General features: G+C 55.4%; 16 protein-coding genes and 1 pseudogene. 11 read left to right on the top strand and 6 right to left on the bottom strand.

From position 1 onward, the window contains the following. Positions 1–71: 71 nt before the first annotated feature. From ABRZ26_RS10755 to ABRZ26_RS10725, 7 genes are all read left to right on the top strand, one after another. Positions 72–965, top strand: a complete 894-nt coding sequence (locus ABRZ26_RS10755) for an ABC transporter substrate-binding protein (RefSeq protein ID WP_319604251.1) — start codon at positions 72–74, stop codon at positions 963–965. 10 nt (positions 966–975) lie between these two features. Then, entirely contained in the window at positions 976–1935 is a 960-nt protein-coding gene (locus ABRZ26_RS10750) for an amino acid ABC transporter permease (RefSeq protein WP_413556165.1), read from the top strand. Then, the gene (locus ABRZ26_RS10745) at positions 1932–2738 is read left to right on the top strand and encodes an amino acid ABC transporter ATP-binding protein (protein ID WP_319604249.1); all 807 of its coding nucleotides are present in this window, start codon (positions 1932–1934) and stop codon (positions 2736–2738) included. The genes ABRZ26_RS10750 and ABRZ26_RS10745 overlap by 4 nt, the downstream gene beginning before the upstream one ends. Before the next feature lie 226 nt (positions 2739–2964). Further along, positions 2965–4071, top strand: a complete 1107-nt coding sequence (locus tag ABRZ26_RS10740) for a L,D-transpeptidase family protein (protein WP_319604248.1) — start codon at positions 2965–2967, stop codon at positions 4069–4071. A gap of 532 nt (positions 4072–4603) precedes the next feature. Further along, positions 4604–5014, top strand: a complete 411-nt coding sequence (locus ABRZ26_RS10735; protein ID WP_319604247.1) for a MarR family winged helix-turn-helix transcriptional regulator — start codon at positions 4604–4606, stop codon at positions 5012–5014. A 210-nt stretch (positions 5015–5224) separates the two neighbouring features. Then, on the top strand, positions 5225–5704 hold the full coding sequence (locus ABRZ26_RS10730) for an efflux RND transporter periplasmic adaptor subunit (protein ID WP_319604246.1): 480 nt from the start codon (positions 5225–5227) through the stop codon (positions 5702–5704). Between the two features lie 14 nt (positions 5705–5718). Beyond that, the gene (locus tag ABRZ26_RS10725) at positions 5719–6069 is read left to right on the top strand and encodes a hypothetical protein (RefSeq protein WP_319604245.1); all 351 of its coding nucleotides are present in this window, start codon (positions 5719–5721) and stop codon (positions 6067–6069) included. 42 nt (positions 6070–6111) lie between these two features. On the opposite strand, the gene ABRZ26_RS10720 is transcribed toward ABRZ26_RS10725, so the two are convergent. Continuing rightward, positions 6112–7122, bottom strand: a complete 1011-nt coding sequence (locus ABRZ26_RS10720) for an AI-2E family transporter (RefSeq protein ID WP_319604244.1) — start codon at positions 7120–7122, stop codon at positions 6112–6114. A 1256-nt stretch (positions 7123–8378) separates the two neighbouring features. Next, complete coding sequence (locus ABRZ26_RS10715; protein ID WP_319604283.1) at positions 8379–8765, bottom strand: transcriptional regulator; 387 nt, start codon at positions 8763–8765, stop codon at positions 8379–8381. Positions 8766–9468: 703 nt separating this feature from the next. On the opposite strand from ABRZ26_RS10715, the gene acs reads away from it, so the two are divergent. The 3 genes from acs to actP all read left to right on the top strand — a co-directional run bounded on the left by acs (position 9469) and on the right by actP (position 13492). Further along, complete coding sequence (acs, locus tag ABRZ26_RS10710; RefSeq protein WP_319604243.1) at positions 9469–11430, top strand: acetate--CoA ligase; 1962 nt, start codon at positions 9469–9471, stop codon at positions 11428–11430. 95 nt (positions 11431–11525) lie between these two features. After that, on the top strand, positions 11526–11837 hold the full coding sequence (locus ABRZ26_RS10705; protein ID WP_319604242.1) for a DUF485 domain-containing protein: 312 nt from the start codon (positions 11526–11528) through the stop codon (positions 11835–11837). Beyond that, entirely contained in the window at positions 11834–13492 is a 1659-nt protein-coding gene (gene actP / locus ABRZ26_RS10700; protein WP_319604241.1) for a cation/acetate symporter ActP, read from the top strand. The genes ABRZ26_RS10705 and actP overlap by 4 nt, the downstream gene beginning before the upstream one ends. A gap of 52 nt (positions 13493–13544) precedes the next feature. On the opposite strand, the gene ABRZ26_RS10695 is transcribed toward actP, so the two are convergent. Together ABRZ26_RS10695 and ABRZ26_RS10690 are read right to left on the bottom strand one after the other, a co-directional pair. After that, positions 13545–14294, bottom strand: a complete 750-nt coding sequence (locus tag ABRZ26_RS10695) for an oligogalacturonate-specific porin KdgM family protein (RefSeq protein ID WP_319604240.1) — start codon at positions 14292–14294, stop codon at positions 13545–13547. 47 nt (positions 14295–14341) lie between these two features. Continuing rightward, the gene (locus ABRZ26_RS10690) at positions 14342–16060 is read right to left on the bottom strand and encodes a polysaccharide lyase family protein (protein WP_319604239.1); all 1719 of its coding nucleotides are present in this window, start codon (positions 16058–16060) and stop codon (positions 14342–14344) included. A gap of 492 nt (positions 16061–16552) precedes the next feature. Here ABRZ26_RS10690 and proR point away from each other — a divergent pair. Continuing rightward, positions 16553–16681, top strand: a pseudogene (proR, locus tag ABRZ26_RS10685) (transcriptional regulator ProR); the annotation flags it as partial. 82 nt (positions 16682–16763) lie between these two features. On the opposite strand, the gene ABRZ26_RS10680 reads toward proR, so the two are convergent. Both ABRZ26_RS10680 and ABRZ26_RS10675 read right to left on the bottom strand, forming a co-directional pair. Beyond that, positions 16764–18899 (bottom strand): HlyD family efflux transporter periplasmic adaptor subunit, encoded by a 2136-nt coding sequence (locus tag ABRZ26_RS10680; RefSeq protein WP_319604282.1) that lies wholly within the window; start codon positions 18897–18899, stop codon positions 16764–16766. After that, positions 18899–20239 carry an efflux RND transporter periplasmic adaptor subunit gene (locus ABRZ26_RS10675; RefSeq protein ID WP_319604238.1) on the bottom strand — a complete coding sequence of 447 codons (1341 nt, stop codon included), beginning with the start codon at positions 20237–20239 and terminating at the stop codon, positions 18899–18901. The genes ABRZ26_RS10680 and ABRZ26_RS10675 overlap by 1 nt, the downstream gene beginning before the upstream one ends. Between the last annotated feature and the right edge of the window lie 3 nt (positions 20240–20242).

Raw genomic sequence — 20242 nt, 5'->3', positions numbered from 1 at the left:
TTATTCACTTCATATAAATATTATCAACACTACACGCAGCCTGCTTTCCAGAGGGCGAAGGAGATTGAGCGATGAAAATGAAACAGTTGGGGCAAACTGCTCTGCTAACAGGTTTACTCTTTTCTGCCGGCGTATTCGCCGCGACGACGCCCGAGATTTCCCCCCAGCAGGTGAATGACGGTCTGCGCGCCCGTTTGCCGGACGATATCAAAAAGGCCGGCGTGCTCAAGGCCGTGAACAATGGCTCCTTTCCTCCGTATGAAATCGTCAGCGGCACGCACTCGCTGGAAGGCGCCAGCGCCGATCTGGCGAAGGCATTGGGCGAAGTGCTGGGCGTTAAAATCGAACACGCTTCCGTCAGCGGCCTATCCAGCCTGCTGAGCGGCATTCAGTCCGGTCGCTATCAGTTCGCCATCGGGCCGATTGGCGATTTCCCGGCGCGTCAGGAAAAGAATGATTTCGTCGATTTCGTGCGTGAGTTCGTGGTGTTTGCCGTTCGTTCCGGCAATCCGGAAAAAATCAACACGCTGGACGATACCTGCGGCAAGCGTATCGCCGTCATGGCCGGCGGCTCCGCGGAACAGGTGATAGTGAAACAGTCGAAAGCCTGTACCGACGCCGGCAAACCGGCGGTGGCGATCCAGTCTTATACCGACCAGCCGACGTCCATCCTGTCGGTTCGCTCAGGGCGAGCCGATGCGTTCTTCTCTTCACAGGCGCCGCTCACCTACTTTGTCGATCAGACCAACGGCCAGTTGGAACTGTCCGGCACCGGTCAGCACAACGGCTTTGCCGATCTGTATCAAGGTTCGGTTTTCGCCAAAGACTCCCCGCTGGCGCCGGTTATTCTGCAAGCCTATCAACTGCTGTTTGATAACGGCACCTACGCCGCCATCATGAAAAAATGGCATCTGGAAGGAAACATGCTGCCGGCGCCGGGCATTAACCTGGCGGGAAAACAGTAACGCTGCCGTTATGAGTCATAACATCGACAACAAGAGGAATTCTTCGACTGTGGATGCGCTGAGAAATGTAGCCAGAGCCCAACCGCCCAGCCGCGTCAGACAGCGGCTGTCATGGGCGTTCACGCTGATTATCGCGGCTTATGTTATATGGTCAGTCAGCACCAATAAAAACTTTGAGTGGCCCGTGGTTTATCAGTGGTTCACTGAAAAAACCATTATGGAGGGCTTAAGCGTTACCCTGGGGCTGACGGTGGTTTCCATGGCGATCGGCGTGGCGCTCGGCCTGCTGCTGGCGATAGCCCGGCTGTCTTCGAACGTGCTGCTGAGCGGGCTTTCCGGCCTTTATATCTGGTTTTTCCGTGGTACGCCGCTGCTGGTACAGCTGATTTTCTGGTACAACCTCTCCACCCTTTTCCCTCGGGTATCGCTGGGCATCCCGTTCGGACCGGAGTGGATAAGTTGGAACACCAATGACCTGATCACGCCGCTGACGGCGGCGATTGCCGGTCTGGCGCTGAACGAAGCCGCCTATATGGCGGAAATCATCCGCGGCGGACTGCTGTCCGTGGATAATGGTCAGGTGGAAACCAGTCAGGCCTTTGGCATGAGCCGGAGCCGCGCGCTGCGACGGATCATCATTCCCCAGGCGATGCGCGCCATTATACCGCCGACCGGCAACCAGTTAATCAGCATGATTAAAGCGACATCGCTGGTCAGCGTGATTGCGATGGGCGATCTGCTTTACTCGGTACAGGCCATCTATAACCGTACGTTTGAAGTGATCCCGATGCTGATGGTCGCGGTTATCTGGTATTTATTTATCACCTCTCTGCTGAATATCGGCCAATCCGCCATTGAACGTTACTATTCGCGCGGTATTCGCCGCCCGGCGTCGGAAACCCGCCGCACCGGGCCGGCAAAAGCGAATGTGTTGAATGATGCGATCGGTAAGGACCAACCAACCCCATGACTAAACTTCATCTATCCGCCGAGGAAACCGTACTGACCGGCGATCGGCCGCTGATAAAGGCGCGCAACGTCCATAAGCATTTTGGCGATAACCACGTGCTGAAGGGCATCGATTTAGATGTCCACGCCGGTGAAGTGGTGGTGGTTCTGGGTCCCTCCGGTTCAGGAAAATCGACCTTCCTGCGCTGTATCAACCATCTGGAAGAGATGGACGAAGGCTATATCATGATGGGCGACGAACAGATCGGTTATCAACTGCGGGGAGGGAAACTCTATCCGTTGTCGCCCCGTGAGATCGCCCATCAGCGCAGCGAGATCGGGATGGTTTTTCAGCAATTTAACCTTTACCCTCACATGACCGTGCTGCAAAACATCATTGAAGCGCCGATTGGCGTTCATAAGCAAAACCGTCAGCAAGCGCGGGCCTATGCGCTGGAACTGCTTGAGCGCGTCGGGCTCAGCCATAAAGCGGACGCCTATCCCCGCCATCTGTCCGGCGGACAACAGCAGCGCGTCGCCATCGCGCGGGCGCTGGCCATTCGCCCCAAACTGATGCTGTTTGACGAACCGACCTCCGCGCTGGACCCCGAGCTGGTGGGCGAAGTGTTATCCACCATGAAAGACCTGGCGTTGCAGGGGTTAACCATGATTGTGGTGACGCATGAAATCGGTTTTGCCAAGGAAGCCGCGGACCGGGTGGTTTTCATGGATCAGGGCGTGGTGGTGGAACAGGGCAAGCCGGAGGATGTTCTGGTCAATCCGCAGCATCCGCGCACCCAGGCATTTCTCAGCCGTTTTATTTAACGCAAACCGGAACACGGTGATGGAATATCGCCGTGTTTTTTCGATCGCGTCGGCAAAACAAGTAAGAACATCCTTGGCTGGTTGCAAAAAATGTGTGATTAGTTACACATGTTATTTCCCTCCGGCGCCATTCTGCACATATAATGCGCATCCGGTTCATGAACCCAGAACAAACCAGATATCGTCTTTCTGGTATGGCATTTATCCTTCTAATAAAGACATGAAAATGAGTATTCGCGCGATCCTAACTCTGGTTGTAGCTGCTGCGGCATTCAGCCAGGCCGCCTTTGCCGTTGTCTATCCTCTGCCGGCGGCCAATAGCCGACTGGTGGGAGAAAATCTGGAAATTACTATCCCGTCGGACAGTACGCTGCCGTTGGAACATTTTGCCGCCCAGTATCAAATGGGACTGAGCAATATGATGGAAGCCAACCCAGGCGTTGACGCTTACCTGCCGACGCCGGGCAGCACGCTGGTTATTCCCCATCAGTTGATTCTGCCGAACGCGCCGCGTGAAGGCATCGTGATTAACAGCGCTGAAATGCGTTTATATTACTATCCCAAAGGCAGCAAAACCGTCGTGGTGTTACCGATTGGCATTGGCGAGTTAGGTAAAGATACGCCGATTAACTGGATCACCTCCGTGCAGCGTAAAAAAGCCGGCCCGACCTGGACGCCGACCGCCGCGATGCATGCGGAATATGCCGCCCGCGGCGAAACCTTGCAGAAAGTGTTCCCGGCCGGCCCGGACAACCCGATGGGGCTTTACGCGCTCTATATCGGCCGTCTGTACGCCATCCACGGCACCAACGCCAATTTTGGCATCGGTCTGCGCGTCAGCCACGGCTGCGTGCGTTTACGGGCGGACGATATTAAATATCTGTTCGACAACGTCCCGGTCGGCACGCGCGTACAGTTCATCAACGAACCGATCAAGGCCACGGTGGAACCGGACGGTTCCCGCTATGTGGAAGTACACCATCCGCTGTCGCGAACGATAGAAGAGTTTAACTCCGACGCGCCCGCGCCGCTGACCATTAGCGCCAGCGTCGGCAAAGTGGTCGCCGATGCCAGCACCAATCAGAGCCAGCTCGACAAAGCGCTTCAGCTACGCAGCGGTATCCCGACCAAAATCAACGGACTGAGCGAAGAGGAGTCCCCGCTGGCGGCGCCGATTGAATCGGCCGATGAACCTGAGGCCGCGCCGGAAACGCCGTGGCAAGAGAATGTCGTTGAGGACAACGCGGCGCAAGAGCAAGATTCCCCGGAGCAGGAAAACAGCGACGCCGAAATGGATATTGCCGAACCAGAATCCAGCGCCAGCCATTCCTGATCGACGCAAGCTCCATCACCGACTCCCCCTTGTCAGCCGGAGGAGCTAAACACCCTCCCCTGCGAAGGGGAGAGTCGGTGGGGTCAATCACTGCGCTGACAGCCCCGGTTGCTACCCCCTCCCGGCCTCCCCCTTGTCAGGGGGAGGAGCGACTCCCTCCCCTGCGAAGGAGAGGGTCAGGATGGGGTCCATCACTGCGCTGACAGCCCCGGTTGCTACCCCTTCCCGTCTCCCCCTTGTCAGCGGGAGGAGCTTACTCTCTCCCCTGCGAAGGGGAGGATCGGGGTGGGGTCAATCGCTGCGCTGACGACGCCGGTTGCTCCCCCCTCCCAGCCTCCCCCTTGTCAGGGGGAGGAGCATACTCCCTCCCCTGCAAAGGGCGGTGCCAAATCCATAACGCCGGCTGCGGGCTTCAATAAAATTAATTGACATGTCATTAGTTGCATAGATAATTAGTTGACATGTCAATTAATAATCATATCCCCTAATGTCTATAGCGAAATCCTCCCCACGTCGCCGATTCGCGCTCCTGATGGGACATAGCACTCGTCTATGGCGTCGCGTTATCGATAGAGAATTACAGCCTTATGGGCTGACGCAAGCCACCTGGCTACCGCTGCTGCATATCTCCCGCTCAACGACGCCCATGAATCAAAAGGAACTGGCGGAAGCCATCGGCTTTGAAGCTTCCGCCGTCGTCCGGCTATTGGACAATCTGCAAAAGCAGGGGCTGATCGAACGCCGCGAAGGAGCGGACCGCCGGATTAAGGAAATCCATCTCACCCCGCAGGGCGTCGAACAGGTCAAAAATGTTGAGGACATCGCCAGGCAGGTGCGAATCAAAGCCTTAAACGGCCTCAGCGAAGAAAACATCGCCCAGGTGAATCAAGCCGTGGAACACGTCATCGCCAACCTGTCCGCTATTGAACGAAGCGATATATGAGCAGCAAATTTGTCCGTTCATTCCAGCATTGGCATCGCCGCCGCCGGATCATGCTGTTGTCCGGCCTATTGATCCTGACGCTCGTCTTGATCTGGCCTGGTTTTCTGGCTGCACCAGCGCCTGACGCATATTAACGAGAGCGATGCGCATATCGTCGGCGAAGTCATCTCCCTCGCCAGCCGGGAAAGCGGATGGCTAACCGCGCGTCCGGTGATCGACGGCGATGAGATCAAAAAAGATCAGATCCTGGCGCAGATCGACGACCGGGACGCCAAACTGCGGCTGGCGGCGCTGGAAGGCAGCCTGGCCGCCGCGGATGCGCAGATCGATTACAGCCGGGCGCAGCGGGTATCCCGACAGGCGCCGCGCAATGACCTGACGGTGCTGGATCGGCAAATCGAGATGGAACGCCGGCAGCGGCTCGCTTTGCTGGCTCAGGCGGATCAATTGAAGCAGGACATCGCCGATCGCGCGCTGCGATCGCCGGTGAACGGCGTGGTGGATCGGACGTTCGGCAACGTCGGCGATTACATTCAGGAGGGGCAGTGGGTCATGATGGTACACGATCCCCTGAATCTGTGGGTTGAAGCCAATATCAAAGAAACGGCCATCGAAAAGGTTAAAGTCGGACAAAAAGTCGATATTGCGGTGGATGCCTGCTGGGCAGCGTACTGGGCGCGGGCAGCCTGAACTTTATCCGTCAGTTGGGGGGCGCGCTGGGGGTAAACCTGCTGTCGGTCTTTATTGAACGCCGCGGCGCCTTACACGGGGAGATACTGGCTGAATCGCTGACTCGGGGCAATGCCGTCGGTACGGACGCCATCCGTCAGCTCAACGGGTTATACGCCCATTGGGGCAACCCGTTTGGCGAACCGCTCGGCGCCAATCCCGGCGTCATGGAATTTATGCAACGCACGCTGGCGTCTAAAGCACAGATGTTCGCCTATCAGGATGGCTTTTACATGGTGGCGATGTGCTTCTTCGCCGCGATAATCCCCGCCTTGTTTATTCGCGGCCGCGTCTCAAGATTGAAAGCCATCCCCGACGAGCGGTAATACCGTCATCAGGTTGCAGGCGGCTGCCTGCAACCTTCCGGCTTAAATCAATGACGCCTCTTTCAGCTCGCTCTTCAGGTAAGCGTAATAAATCGGCGCGGCAATCACGCCGGACAGGCCGAACGCCGCTTCGAATACCAGCATCGCCAGCAAGATCTCCCAGGCGTGGGCCTTGATGCGGGTGCCGACAATCTGCGCATTGAGGAAATACTCCAGCTTATGAATCAGCATCAGGTACACCAGCGCAATCAGCGCGATCGGCAGGGAGATGGATAAAGCGGAAATAAAGACGATGGAGTTGGAGATCAAATTGCCAATCACCGGCAACAAACCGAAAACAAACGTCAACACCACCAGCGTCTTAGAGAATGGCAGGTGAACGCCGAAACAGGGAAACACGCCAAGGATGAAAATGGCGGACAACACGGTATTCACCAGCGAAATTTTTACCTGGGCGAAAACGATGTTGCGGAATGACGCGGACAACAGCGCGACCCGGCGCAGCAATTCCGCCTTCAGCAGCGGTTTATCATCGTTATTTTCCACATTATACAAAGAGATAATCGCCCCCAGCACCATCCCGATCAGCATGGTGACAAAACCGTGCAGGAAGCTTTTCCCCATATTTTGCAGGATCGCGATATGCTGCTGTACCCACTGCAAAAACTCATGTTGCAGTTCTTCCACGCTGACCGGCAAATATCCCGGTAAATACACCATCAGTTGCTGCTGGATATCGTTGAGGATGTAGGCAATACGCGTATTAAATGCCGTGGTGTCTTTCATTTCCTGCATCAGCAGGCCCACCAGACTGCCGAAAAGCAGGCTCAGTAAGCTGACCACTAACGTACTGATAATCGCCACCACCATCCATCTGGCTCGTTTGCCGCTAATCACTTTCTGAAAATACGGCGTCAGCAGATTGACGATCTCATAAACCAGAAAACCGGCGATAAAACAAGCCAACAGACGCAAGGGCAACAACAGTAACAAGCCCCCCATAATAAAGAAAAAGCTCAAAAATCGAGCTTGTTTCAGATTCAGTAACTGCATGATGACGTCCTGTATACGTAAAACCAAAGCTAAAGGTAAAAATGCGGAAATACTCAATAAATTTCAGCATGAAAGGTATGGAACGAGCGGCGCGGTTTCGGCTGCGAGACGACTTATTCTTCGCGTTTTAGCATAGAAACGCCAGCGGGTTTTTTATTGGCCGCCATCCGCCTGCCAGTCGCCGCATATGAATATAAGCTTAAAACCCGATGAAGCCACTCGAGCATCGCCGCCATAGCGCAACAACGAGGTAGCTTGCCGCTTCATATTAGAATTAATTATCATTGCAGAGAGCATCGCCGCAGCGCTGGCGCAACGACATAAACGAACACTCACGGGCCGCATCGTTTTCAGAATGTTAGGGGAAGATGCAATGTTAATAACATGCTCTTTAATTGTATGCATATATAGCAATCAGGCGCATGTCAGCCATAATCCCCCCGGGGCGGCTTCTCAGAAATGACAAAAATTAACAATTGAGAAATCATACCCAACATAATTCGAGTCAATCGGGTAAAGGAATGTCGCCAGCGCAGTGCGGGTTTCGTGCGGACTAACCACCATCGATTTCTGCGACCACGCCAGACGAGGCCCAGGACAGCGCGAGTAATATAGCCAACGCCCTGCCGCTTGAACTATCAAAGCGATAAAAGCATAAGAAACTCTCAGGGATGGATGGCCGTCACGCAATCTGGACGATACAGGAGCACGGGAAGAATAATAAAGGTCTTCAGAAATCGATGAATACGCCGCATCCAATATTTATCAAAAAATGCTTTTTTAAAAAAACAGGCGACGGCAAACAACGCAATGACAGCGCCGCATTTAAGAAACTTCTTAACAAACAAATAAATCAAAAATAATTAATCATTTTTAAAAAAATTAACCTCAATATCGTCTGGCAACCCATCCTGTCTCTTCCTGGTTGATTATTTTTTGTCAGGACACGAATATCAATAGTCATTGGAACGGCTTTATGTCTCAAACCCGTTGGCGGATAAAAGTATAAGGCAGGAAACGATTAACCTTTTGCCGCGCTGCAAAGCGGATTAATAAGTCCTGATTATAGATTTCAGGCTAAAAAACGCTGACGTGAAAAAAAAGAAGCAACCATTACAATACCAATACCAGACCAATACAATTAACGTTACTGACATCACTGCGCATCACATCTGACTTTACGCTTATCAGGAGAGCGGATTGCAGCGAGCGCTGCAATCACCGACGACAGGCGGGTAACCAGCAATGCCCCGCGCTTAAGAAACCAGGTCCGCGGAGGGCTCGTCCTGATTGAGGATCAACAGCGATAGCACGCGATTCCCAACATTCAGTTTGGAAAAGGATAACGTCCCAAGCCGCTTTTTCGTAAAGCCGTCGGACAACAGATCCGACACGACATGCGTGCTTAATACATTGGAGTCCATCATAAAATTTTGGTAAGCGAACTTCACGCTAATCGGCAGGACGTCATCGATAGAGATCGGGGTATTCATTTCAGTACGCAGCCCGAAATGCGCATTGAAAGCAGAGTTGGCGCAAACAACTTTGCACGACTCATCAATAACTGCGACAGCCCGCCGTTCATTCTGAACGGGTTGGCTGAGCATGCCTATGATCTCGTTCCGGCCGAATATCAGACTCATTATTTCCCTCTGCTTCATGTATCGGTAAAGGCTGACGACAAAATCCAAACGGCAACCGCCTAACGATAAGCACTCAACTCACCGGCATCCCCAGGGGTGCTCCGGCATAATGTAATTATCTAAGTTGTTTAGTTCTGAAAACCGGATCCTGCTGAATAAAAAACAAAAAATAAAAAGCGGATTTTCCTGTCCGATACTCAAACCATTTACATCTATTTCTAATCGATGGCTTGACGACCTTAATGAAGAAGCCTGAAATACATGCCGATTATCCATACATTTCGTCAACTGATAATCAGATAACTCCAAATAGCGACTCCGGATAAAAATATAACCTGAATAGTCATGTCACTATCGGCGGAATAAAGGATATCTTTATACGGTTTGATCGTAAAGGACGATCAAAACATTGATAACAATAGATGTAATCTATTGAAAACAATAGATTGATCGTTATATTCATAACACGACAGGGAATAATTCTTATAATTTTTTATAGTGTGACATATATCACCAACAGTAGCACCTCAAGATTTAGCAAGTGACTTATTTTCCTCAATTATTCACCTTATTCTTCAAGTCATGCCTTTATTGCTTCTGGCACATTGCGTGATCTGTCGCTCAAAAAAGAAACAAAGCTTACTTGTCCACTACCGTTAACCATTTGTTGACATATCCTTAACATGGTTAAGGAGAAGCGCACATGACTCAATATCATAAACACGCCATACCAGCCGCCATTGCGGAAAATGCCCTGATAAACGCCGACCAATATCAACAAATGTACCGGCATTCCATTGACGATCCTGCCGCTTTCTGGCGCGAACAGGGAAAAATTGTTGATTGGATCAAACCTTATCAGCAGGTAAAAAACACCTCATTTGATCCCGGTCATATTCGGATTCGCTGGTTTGAAGACGGTACGCTAAACGTGGCGGCCAACTGTCTCGATCGTCATCTGGCCGAACGCGGCGATCAGACGGCGATAATCTGGGAGGGCGACGACGCCAAAGAAAGTAAAAAGGTTACCTACCGCGAGCTTTACCAGTCGGTTTGCCGTTTTTCTAATGCACTGAAATCACTGGGAATAAAAAAAGGCGATGTGGTCGCCATCTATATGCCGATGGTGCCGGAAGCGGCGGTGGCCATGCTGGCCTGCGCCCGCATCGGCGCCGTTCACTCGGTGATTTTCGCCGGTTTTTCCCCGGAAGCCATCGCCGGGCGCATCATCGACTCCAGCGCCAAACTGGTGATTACCGCCGACGAGGGCATCCGCGCCGGACGCGTTATCCCGCTTAAGCAAAATATTGATGAAGCGCTGAACAATCCGGGCGTCGACACCATCGCCAACGTTATCGTATTGCGCAGAACCGGGAAAGAAACGCAATGGTTCGCCGACCGCGATCGCTGGTGGCACGATCTGATCGAACAGGCCGACGATCGCTGTCCGCCGACGGAGATGAACGCGGAAGATCCGCTGTTTATCCTCTATACATCCGGTTCCACCGGCAAGCCCAAAGGCGTGTTGCATACCACCGGCGGCTATCTGGTGTATGCCGCGCTGACCTTCAAATACGTTTTTGACTATCATCCGGGCGATATCTATTGGTGTACCGCCGACGTCGGCTGGATCACCGGCCACAGTTATCTGCTGTACGGCCCGTTGGCCTGCGGCGCCGTTACGCTGATGTTCGAAGGCGTACCCAACTGGCCGGATGCCCGGCGCATGGCGCAGGTGGTCGATAAACATCAGGTTAATATTCTCTACACCGCCCCCACGGCGATCCGCGCCCTGATGGCGGAAGGCGCCAAGGCCATCGAAGGCACCTCGCGCGCTTCGCTGAAAATCATGGGTTCCGTCGGTGAGCCGATCAACCCGGAAGCCTGGGAGTGGTACTTCAATACCATCGGCAACGGCCAGTGTCCGATCGTCGATACCTGGTGGCAGACGGAAACCGGCGGCTTGATGATCACCCCGCTGCCCGGCGCCATCGAAACCAAACCCGGTTCGGCGACCTACCCTTTCTTCGGCGTTCAGCCGGCGCTGGTGGATAATCTGGGCAATCCGCAGGAAGGCGCAAGCGAGGGTAATCTGGTGATTACCGACTCCTGGCCCGGTCAGGCGCGCACCCTGTTCGGCGATCACGACCGTTTCGAGCAAACCTATTTTTCCACTTTTAAAGGCATGTACTTCAGCGGCGACGGCGCCCGTCGCGACGAAGACGGCTACTACTGGATCACCGGCCGCGTCGATGACGTGCTGAACATATCCGGCCATCGGCTGGGTACGGCGGAAATCGAATCCGCGCTGGTGGCTCATCCCAAAATCGCCGAAGCGGCGGTGGTGGGCATCCCGCACAGCCTGAAAGGCCAGGCGATTTATGCCTATATCACGCTGAATCACGGCGAAGAGCCCTCCGGCGCGCTGTATCAGGAAGTTCGCAACTGGGTACGCAAGGAAATCGGCCCGATCGCCACCCCCGACATACTCCACTGGACCGACTCGTTGCCGAAAACGCGATCGGGCAAGATCATGCGCCGTATTCTGCGCAAAATCGCCGCCGGCGATACCAGCAACCTGGGAGACACCTCGACGCTGGCCGATCCCGGCGTGGTCGAAAAGCTGCTGGAAGAAAAGCAGGCCATGAGCGCCGCTTCCCAATGATCCTCCGACGAAACTCGCCCCGCCCGTCGTACGCGCCGGGTGGAGCGACGGCCTGACACAACGCTGCCCCACCAACAGATTACCGGAGACTTACGATGAATGACGCCATTTATCAACGGATTGAAAGTAACCCGCTGTTCAGAGAACTGGTGAATAAACGACAGCGCTTCGCCGCCTTGCTTTCCCTTATCATGCTGGCGCTTTACGTCGGCTTTATTCTGCTGATCGCCTTCGCGCCGGGCTGGCTGGGAACGCCGATAGCACCCGGCTCCAGCATTACCCGCGGCATCCCGCTGGGCGTAGGTTTGATTGTGACCTCCTTTGTGCTGACGGGCATCTATGTCTACCGCGCCAACGGGGAATTCGATCGCCTGACCAAACGGTTACTGGATGAGGTAAAGCCATGAATACACGTCTTATTATGCTGTTCGGGCTGCTCGCCTCAGCGCCGGCGGCGCTGGCCGCCGATGCCCTGACCGGCGACGTTCAGCGTCAGCCGCTGAATATTCAGGCCATCGTGATGTTCCTGCTGTTTGTCGGCGCCACGCTGTATATCACCTACTGGGCCTCCAAACGCACGCGCTCGCGCAGCGATTATTATACCGCCGGGGGGAATATTACCGGCTTTCAGAACGGGCTGGCGATTGCCGGCGACTATATGTCGGCGGCGTCCTTTCTCGGCATCTCGGCGCTGGTTTACACCTCCGGCTATGACGGCCTGATCTACTCGCTCGGTTTTCTGGTCGGCTGGCCGATCATTCTGTTTTTAATCGCCGAACGCCTGCGTAATCTGGGACGTTACACCTTTGCCGACGTGGCTTCATACCGGCTAGGGCAGAGACCGATTCGCAGCCTGTCCGCCTGCGGCTCGCTGGTGGTGGTGGCGCTGTACCTGATCGCCCAGATGGTCGGCGCCGGCAAGCTGATCGAACTGCTGTTCGGCCTTAACTACCATATTGCGGTGGTGCTGGTGGGGATCCTGATGGTGATGTATGTGATGTTCGGCGGCATGCTGGCCACCACCTGGGTACAGATCATCAAGGCGGTGCTGCTGCTGTTCGGCGCCACCTTTATGGCGGTGATGGTGATGAAAGCCGTCAACTTCAGCTTCGACGGCCTGTTTAAGCAGGCGATGGCCGTCCATCCGCAAGGGGCGGCCATCATGAGCCCCGGCGGACTGGTGTCCGACCCGATATCCGCGCTGTCGCTAGGGCTGGGATTGATGTTCGGCACCGCCGGCTTGCCGCATATCCTGATGCGCTTCTTCACCGTGAGCGACGCCAAAGAGGCGCGCAAAAGCGTGTTCTACGCCACCGGCTTTATGGGCTATTTCTACTTTCTCACCTTTATCATCGGCTTCGGCGCCATCCTGCTGGTCAGCGCCAATCCGGACTTTAAGGATGCGACCGGCCAGCTTATCGGCGGCAACAACATGGCGGCGGTGCATCTGGCGGACGCGGTGGGCGGCAACTTCTTCCTCGGCTTTATCTCCGCCGTCGCCTTCGCCACCATTCTGGCGGTGGTGGCGGGGTTAACGCTGGCGGGCGCTTCGGCGGTTTCCCATGACCTCTATTCCCACGTCATCAAGAAAGGGAAAGCCACCGAGCGTAATGAGCTGAAAGTGTCGAAAATCACCGTGCTGGTGCTGGGCATCGTCGCCATCGCGCTCGGCATTCTGTTTGAAAATCAGAACATCGCCTTTATGGTGGGGCTGGCCTTCTCCATCGCCGCCAGCTGTAACTTCCCGATTATTCTGCTGTCGATGTACTGGTCGAAACTCACCACCCGCGGCGCGATGGTGGGCGGCTGGGCCGGGTTGCTGACGGCGGTGATCCTGATGATCCTGGGGCCGACGGTGTGGGTGAAAATCCTCGGCCACGCGACGCCTATCTATCCGTATGAATATCCGGCGCTGTTCTCGATGCTGGCGGCCTTTATCGGCATCTGGCTGTTCTCGATAACGGATCGCTCGGCAAGCGGCCAGCAGGATCGCGCCCGCTTCCATTCGCAGTTCGTGCGTTCCCAGACCGGGGTCGGCGCTTCGCGCAGCGGCGCGCATTAATAAATGCAGGGCGCCCGGCATGCTTCACCGGGCGCCCTGTGTTTTGATGCGGTTATTTAAAGGTATAAGCTACCCCGGCACGCAGCCGAAGTTGCCGCTCGCTGGATTGGGAAGAACGATTGATATCGCCAAAGCTGATATAGGGACTCCACTCCTTTTTATCGCCCAGGGCATAATTGAACTGTAGCTCCTGTTCATAATTATTTTTCTTTTTGGCGAATAAGTTTTCATCGCCGTGCTGAAAGATAATCTTATAGGTGGTGGTCAGATCGCCGTTTCGATAACGTAAATAACCGTCTACCCGATTAACGGTGCGATGCTTATTGGTGGTACACACCGTCCCCACTTTGGTACATTCGCTGTCATGCGCATAATCGGTCAACTCCAGGCGATATAACCCGCCGACCGACCAGCTGTCATTAATTTTATACCAGGGCGACACGCCGAATTTCCACTCGGTGCGAGTGGAATTAAACTCCGGCTGAAATAACGGCGATATCGTCCAGTTGCCAAACTGATATTTTTTCGCCAGCGTCATTTCCACCGCATTTAATACCGGATCTTTATAGGCCTTATCCTTAACGTTGGAACCGCCGGTTTTAAATTTGGTTTCCACCGCGAATGAAAAATCATTGGGAAGTTGCGTCGCCAGCGTCAGCTTATCGTAGTGCGTCCGGTCCCGTAGTCGATATTCATGCCGATAATCCATCGACACATTTCTTAATACCACATCGGCGCTCGCCTGCCCGACGAAAACCAGCGACAGGGAAGCCGCAATCAATGCTTTATTTGAAGTTTTCATTATTATCTCATTATTAATAATTAATCGGATTTATCAGAAAACAGTGATTACTCTTCGCTGAACGTGACGATGTCATACATCAGGCTGCCGCCCTGCAATTTAAGCGAGATGCGATTATTTCCGTTGCGCAGTAATCCGGCGTCGACGGGAATTCGCTCGAAATGATAACGGCCGCTGTTTAACGCCCCGCGATAAATGGCTTTATCGTTCTCATATTTCAGCGTCGCCACGTTTTTGCCATTAACCAGCACCGCGAGTTCAGGCGTGGTGGCGTCGGTCATGCCGAAATTACTGGCCGCGGCCAGAGCAATATTCAGGTAATAGGTTTTCTTTTCCGGCCGCATGGCGAAGCGGATATCCCATTTCCCCGGTTTGGTCTGGGCGTAATACCACTCCCGCTGATAGTCGCTGCGACCGATATCAAAGACCAGATCCGCCGGCACCGCATTTTGCCAGCGGTAATTACGCGCTTCGTTGCCGAAGCGGAACTCGCCGGCCTGCCGGTTCGCCTGGCCGATGGCCCAGATAACCGGCGCAGCGGCGGGGACGGATATATCCGGCAGCCGTTGACTCGCACCGTTAATTTTTACCCTCTGCCGCGCCAGCACGCCGGGTTGCGTACCGCTATTGGCATAGACGACCAGCTGATATTCCCCGCCCCGCACATGGTCGATGCGGAATTTCCCCTGACTGTCCGTGTCGGCCTGATAGGAATAACCGCGCGTCTGCAAATCAAACGGCTCGTCCAGGGATGACGAAAGCACCACCGTCGCCGGCTGTTGCGCATTCACTTGTCCGCTGACCTGGGTGCGATCCGCGGCATAACGCGCATCGTTCAGCCAGCGATAAGGCCAGGAGACTTTTTCCGTCGCCGACTGGCGTCGGGCGTCGGCGATCACCTGCCGTTCATCGCCTTGATTGATATACAGCAACCACGGGCCGTAGAATTTTTTCCAGCCCGGCGTGGCGATCATGTCCGGCGTGCCTAGATGCGCGCCGGTCATATAATTGAGAATAATGGCGTCCTGATGAACCAGCAGATCCTGTTTGAGCGCATCGCCGGAAAAATACTCGGTATTGCCGTGAATCAGCCAGGCGCCCACGCCATGACCGAACACGCCCCAGAAAGGCGTTTGTCGCATATAACCGGCAAAATCATATTTGGAATACACATGGCCGTCAGGCAAACGCCAGGTTTCATCCTGCACTTTCGGTAATTGTTCAAGCTGGCGGTAAAGCAACGGCTTCCCCGTGCGAACGCCGTTATAGAGATGATCAAGCCGCGCCGGATCGAAACGGTATACGTTACGTAGTTCGCTGACTTTTACATCCTGAGCGCCGTTATTTTCCGCCACCACATAACTGTAAATACCACTCACGCCGCGGCGAATAATCAGATGATATTCGAGGCGCAACAGCCCTTCCTTATCATCGATATAAGCAATATGGGCCATATCACGGCTATTGCTGATTACCTCGACTCGCTCGGGCGTGAAATCCTTTACCCCTTTAACGTAATAATCGAGATAAGCGCTGCGTGTCTTACTGGGATCTCGCTGCGCGCCGGAAAGGTTGGCAATAATATTCACCCCGTCTTTAATGATGCTCGCCGCGCTGCCGTCCTCTCTGAATTCAACTTTCAGCGAGCCATTATCCAGTACCGCGTTCATACCGGAAACGGATAGCGATACGGCGTTATTCTGCGTGCCATAGCCGTAGGGCGCCAGTACTGTACCCATTATTAGCAACAAGATGCTTTTCTTCACAGTCAATCCTCTTGATATTCAGCGTAACGGCCAAAAATCCCCGCGAAACGGCTTATTTTTTGAGGAACGCTCTTTTTGTAACCACGCTGGCGATTGGAAAAATACTGAATCATAAAAAAGGGACGCGCGTGTTAACGAAAAACAGTAAAAAAACTGTGGAATTAAACTCGTTTTACTGAAAACGCTAATATTAACATTCCCCGTACAGCCGAATTAAAATAGGGGATGTCCGCCTCGCCCACCTTCAAATTATTGCCATCGGGATATTTCATCAGGCAATAAAATGAAGATTGACCTGTTTTATCTCTCAGAAATAATCATTCGCACCTCAGATAAAAGACGTTATTTATCACCGTTAAACTATTTATTAATTATTAAAAAATTATCGTGCGCAGACAGACCGCTCTTTTTGCGCAGCGCGTACCCGATTTTGTTTCTCCGGCTTGGCCGCCGTTATTTATCCGTTATGGTGCTGAAAGAACGCGGATCGGCGCCGCTATGGAAAAGCGAGGCCGCGATCTGAAACTGTCATCGCTGAAGCGTTACGTTGAAGCCACCGTCGCTAAACTGCACCTCGAAATTGAGCTGCCCGACGGCACCCGCTACGGTTTTTCCGTCTGAACGGCCGGGCTGTGGTTAATGCCGCCCGGCCATCGCCGGTATTGCTTATCGCAAGACGCTGACGGCGCATAACCGCGCGGCGTTAAAACGCCAGTTCCCGTATCAATACCGCCGAGACCACCTTCCAGCCGCGCGCCAGCAGGCTTTGCGCGTCGCCGTCCAGCGCCACCGTGCCGCGCAACATCTGCTGTTGACGGCCGCTGTCGGCAGGCAGACTCAACAGGATGCGGTAAACCACCTGCTCAGGATGCAGCTTGCGCTGCGCATCGCTTAAGGCGGCGATATCGCCGCCGTAAGTCGAGGCCAGCTCCGGTACGGCGCTCAGATCACGGGTGGCGGTATGATCGATATCCACAATGGTGAGCGGCAAAGCGTCGCGGCTGACATCCTGCGGATAAAAACGCCCTTTCCCGCCGACCTTCAGCCGTTGCCAGTCCTTTTCCGACACAAAGGCTTCCACCAGACCGCCTGACGGTTTGACCACCACCGCCAGCCATTCGCCCTGCGCCAGCCATTCGCCGGCGGCCAGCGGCTCGGCGATATCCGCCACCACGCCGTTCAGCGGCGCGCGCACCGTCAATTGCGCCGACTGACGTTTCAATACCGCCAGCTTTTGCTCGGCCGCTTCACGTTCCTGCTTCACCCGCAGATGCTCGCCCGCGGCCTCTTTATTAAACACCTGAAACGCGCCCTGCCAGCTTAGCGTGGCGATTTGCCGCGCCAATTGCTGTTGTTCATGCAGCAGCGCATCGGCCGACAGCGTAAACAACGGCTGCCCGGCCACGACGGACTGGCCGACCCGCACCTCGATGCGCTCAATCATGGCCGGCAACGGCATATACACGCTGCTTTGCTGTTCGGCGCGCAGCAGCGCCGGCGCATACACGGTGTTCTGCCAGGGAATAGCCAACAGCAGCAGCAATACGCAAACGGAGGTCAGCGTCACGATCATATTACGGTTCATACGGTAATCCTTGCGGCGTTTACTCCACTCGCGCAGTTCATTAACCACGGGCATGATGACGAAATAACCGATCTCAACCGCGAACAGCAGGATGCCCAGCAGTTTAAACGCCATGTGATAAACCAGGATGGCGATACCGGTAAACAGGAAGAACCGGTAGACCCACACGCAGAAGGCGTAGCCGACCAGCGTGCGCCGCAACCAGCGGGGAAACGGTTCCGGCGCTTCATCCCCCAGTCCGAACAACCATTCGCGCATCCGCCAGCGGCCGATGGCAAAACCCCGCTGTTGCAGATTCGGTATCTGAAGCCAGTCGGACAGCAAAAAATAGCCGTCGAAACGCATCAGGGGACTGAGGTTGATCGCCAGCGTCATAATCCAGGTGGTGGTGGCCAGCATAAAGGCCGCGCTGCGCAGCATGCCGTCCGGCAGGAAGCTCCAGGCCAGCGTCGCCCAGGCGGCCAGCGTCAGTTCGGTCGCCATGCCGGCCGCGCCGATCGCCATCCGCTGCCGGCGGCGGGTCAGTTTCCATGAGCCGGATGTATCGGTATACAGCACCGGCATCATCACCAGAAAGGCCACGCCCATAGCGGCGACGTTGGCGCCGAAGCGCTTGCAGGTATAGGCGTGTCCCAGCTCATGCAGAACTTTGGTGAAACAGAGCGTCAGGCCCGCCAGCGCCGCCCCTTCCAGGGTAAAAAAATGCAAAAAGGTATGCTTGAAGGTTTCCCACTGCCGCCCGGCCAGAAACAGCCCCAGCAGCGCCGCCATCAGCGTCAGCGTTAAAAAGGCGCGGCTGAACAACGGCGCCACCCACGCTAAGCTGGCGGACAGAAAACGATCGGGATGCCACAGCGGAATACGGAAAAACAGGTAGTTCTTCAGCAATTTACGCCATACGGAGACCTGCGTTCGCGCCAACTGCCGGCCGAACTGCGCCAGCGCCTCGTCGCCCGATGCCCGCGTCAGGCTATTGGCCTGCAAGAAACGGCTAAAATGCGCCACCTCGTCGTCGTCAAGGTTCAGCGTCGACGTCCGGCGAATGGCGGCGGCGATCTTGTCCGCCTCGCCCAGCGACCAGTGCGACAACATCGCCATTTCCGCCCAGCCGAGGCGGAAAAACAGGCCGCGCAGCGGATCTTCCAGCGTCCAACTGGGCGATCCGTCCCGGTTGGACGGCCCGGCATGCAGGATCAGTTCGTCCCGCAGCGGACTAAGCCGGGTACAGGGCGGGTTAGTCCCCTCGATCTTCATCACACGCCCAGCCACACACGCAGCGTCGTCAACGGTTTACGCAACAGATAGACGAACAGCACCGTGCGCTGGCCGTACACTTTCGCCGTCCCTTTCAACCCGACGCGCAGCAGCGGATCCGTTTGCGTAAAGCGAGCCCGCAGCCGATAGGCCATAATGTTGTCCGGGGTGGGGGCGGAACGATAGCCGATATGCTCAAGCCGCGCCGACTGCGCCGCATTGGGCGCAACGTTAAGGAATAGGCGCACATCGGCCCCTTTCTCCAGCGCGATGGCGTCGGCGGCGGGCAGTTGGATCTCCAGCTCGACATCGTGCGGATCGGCAACCATCATGATCCGCTCGCCGATCGACACCGATCGTCCGATCCAGTCGCTGACGTCATCAAAAATCGCCACGCCGTCGCGCGGAGAGACCAGTTGCATACGCGCCTGCTGCCGTTGCAGAAAATCCACATCGCTACGCGCCTGCTCCCGCCGGCTTTGCAGCACCGCCAGACTGGCCTTGCTATTGGCGTCAAACAGCGCCTGCTGCTGGGCCTGCCGGTACTGCGCATCGGCGCCGGCGAACGTCTGCCGCGCCGACTCCAGCCGGTTTTCAAGTTCGCGGGCATCCAGCCGCACCAGCGGCTGATTTGCCGCGATCTGCTGATTGGGGCGAACCAGAATATCGTCTACTACCCCGGCCACCGGCGCGCGCACCATCACCGGACGATGCGCGACGATCTCCGCCGGCGCCAGTACCGATTGCCGCACCGGGATCAGCATAATCAGCAGCAACGCGACTACACCCGCCAACAGCAGACGACGCCGCTTAGGCGGGGCGGCGCCGTTGCCGCGCCGGTTTTTGCGTAAGCCAAGCCAGGCATGGGAATAGGCGTCGGCCAGCTTTTCCAACAGCACCAGCTCGGCGGGCCGCCAGGCGCGGTCGCGCGCCAGAATCAGCGCCAGCGGCCGTTCTCCCTGCGGTCGCCGTAAAGGCAGCCACAATACAAATTCCGGCAAATATTCCTGCCAGAGCGATTGGTCGTCGGCCGGCAGATCGCGCCAGCTTAAAGCCTGCGTTTGCCGATCTTCCTGTTGCCACTGGCGACACAGGCGGCTGAATGCGCTGCAAAACGGCGCGTTGTCATCGAGAGCCGCCAGCCCGGACGCCGCGCGCAGGCGCTGTTTTTCACAATCCCACAGCAGCGCCTGGCGATACTTCACCAGATTGTGCGTTTCATTAACGATGAAAAACGCCAGTTCATCCTGCGTTTCCCGAGCCCTGGCGCGGCTTTGTAACTGCAACAGCTCAGCCAGCAGCGCCAGGCGGGTATCCTGTTCGTTGCCTGCGTTGGTCATAAC

Source organism: Brenneria sp. L4-2C, assembly GCF_040240335.1.
In the GTDB taxonomy this organism is placed as follows: Bacteria; Pseudomonadota; Gammaproteobacteria; order Enterobacterales; family Enterobacteriaceae; genus Brenneria.
Note: the sequence above shows the minus strand (reverse complement) of the source record. Positions and strands in the feature narration are given on the sequence as shown.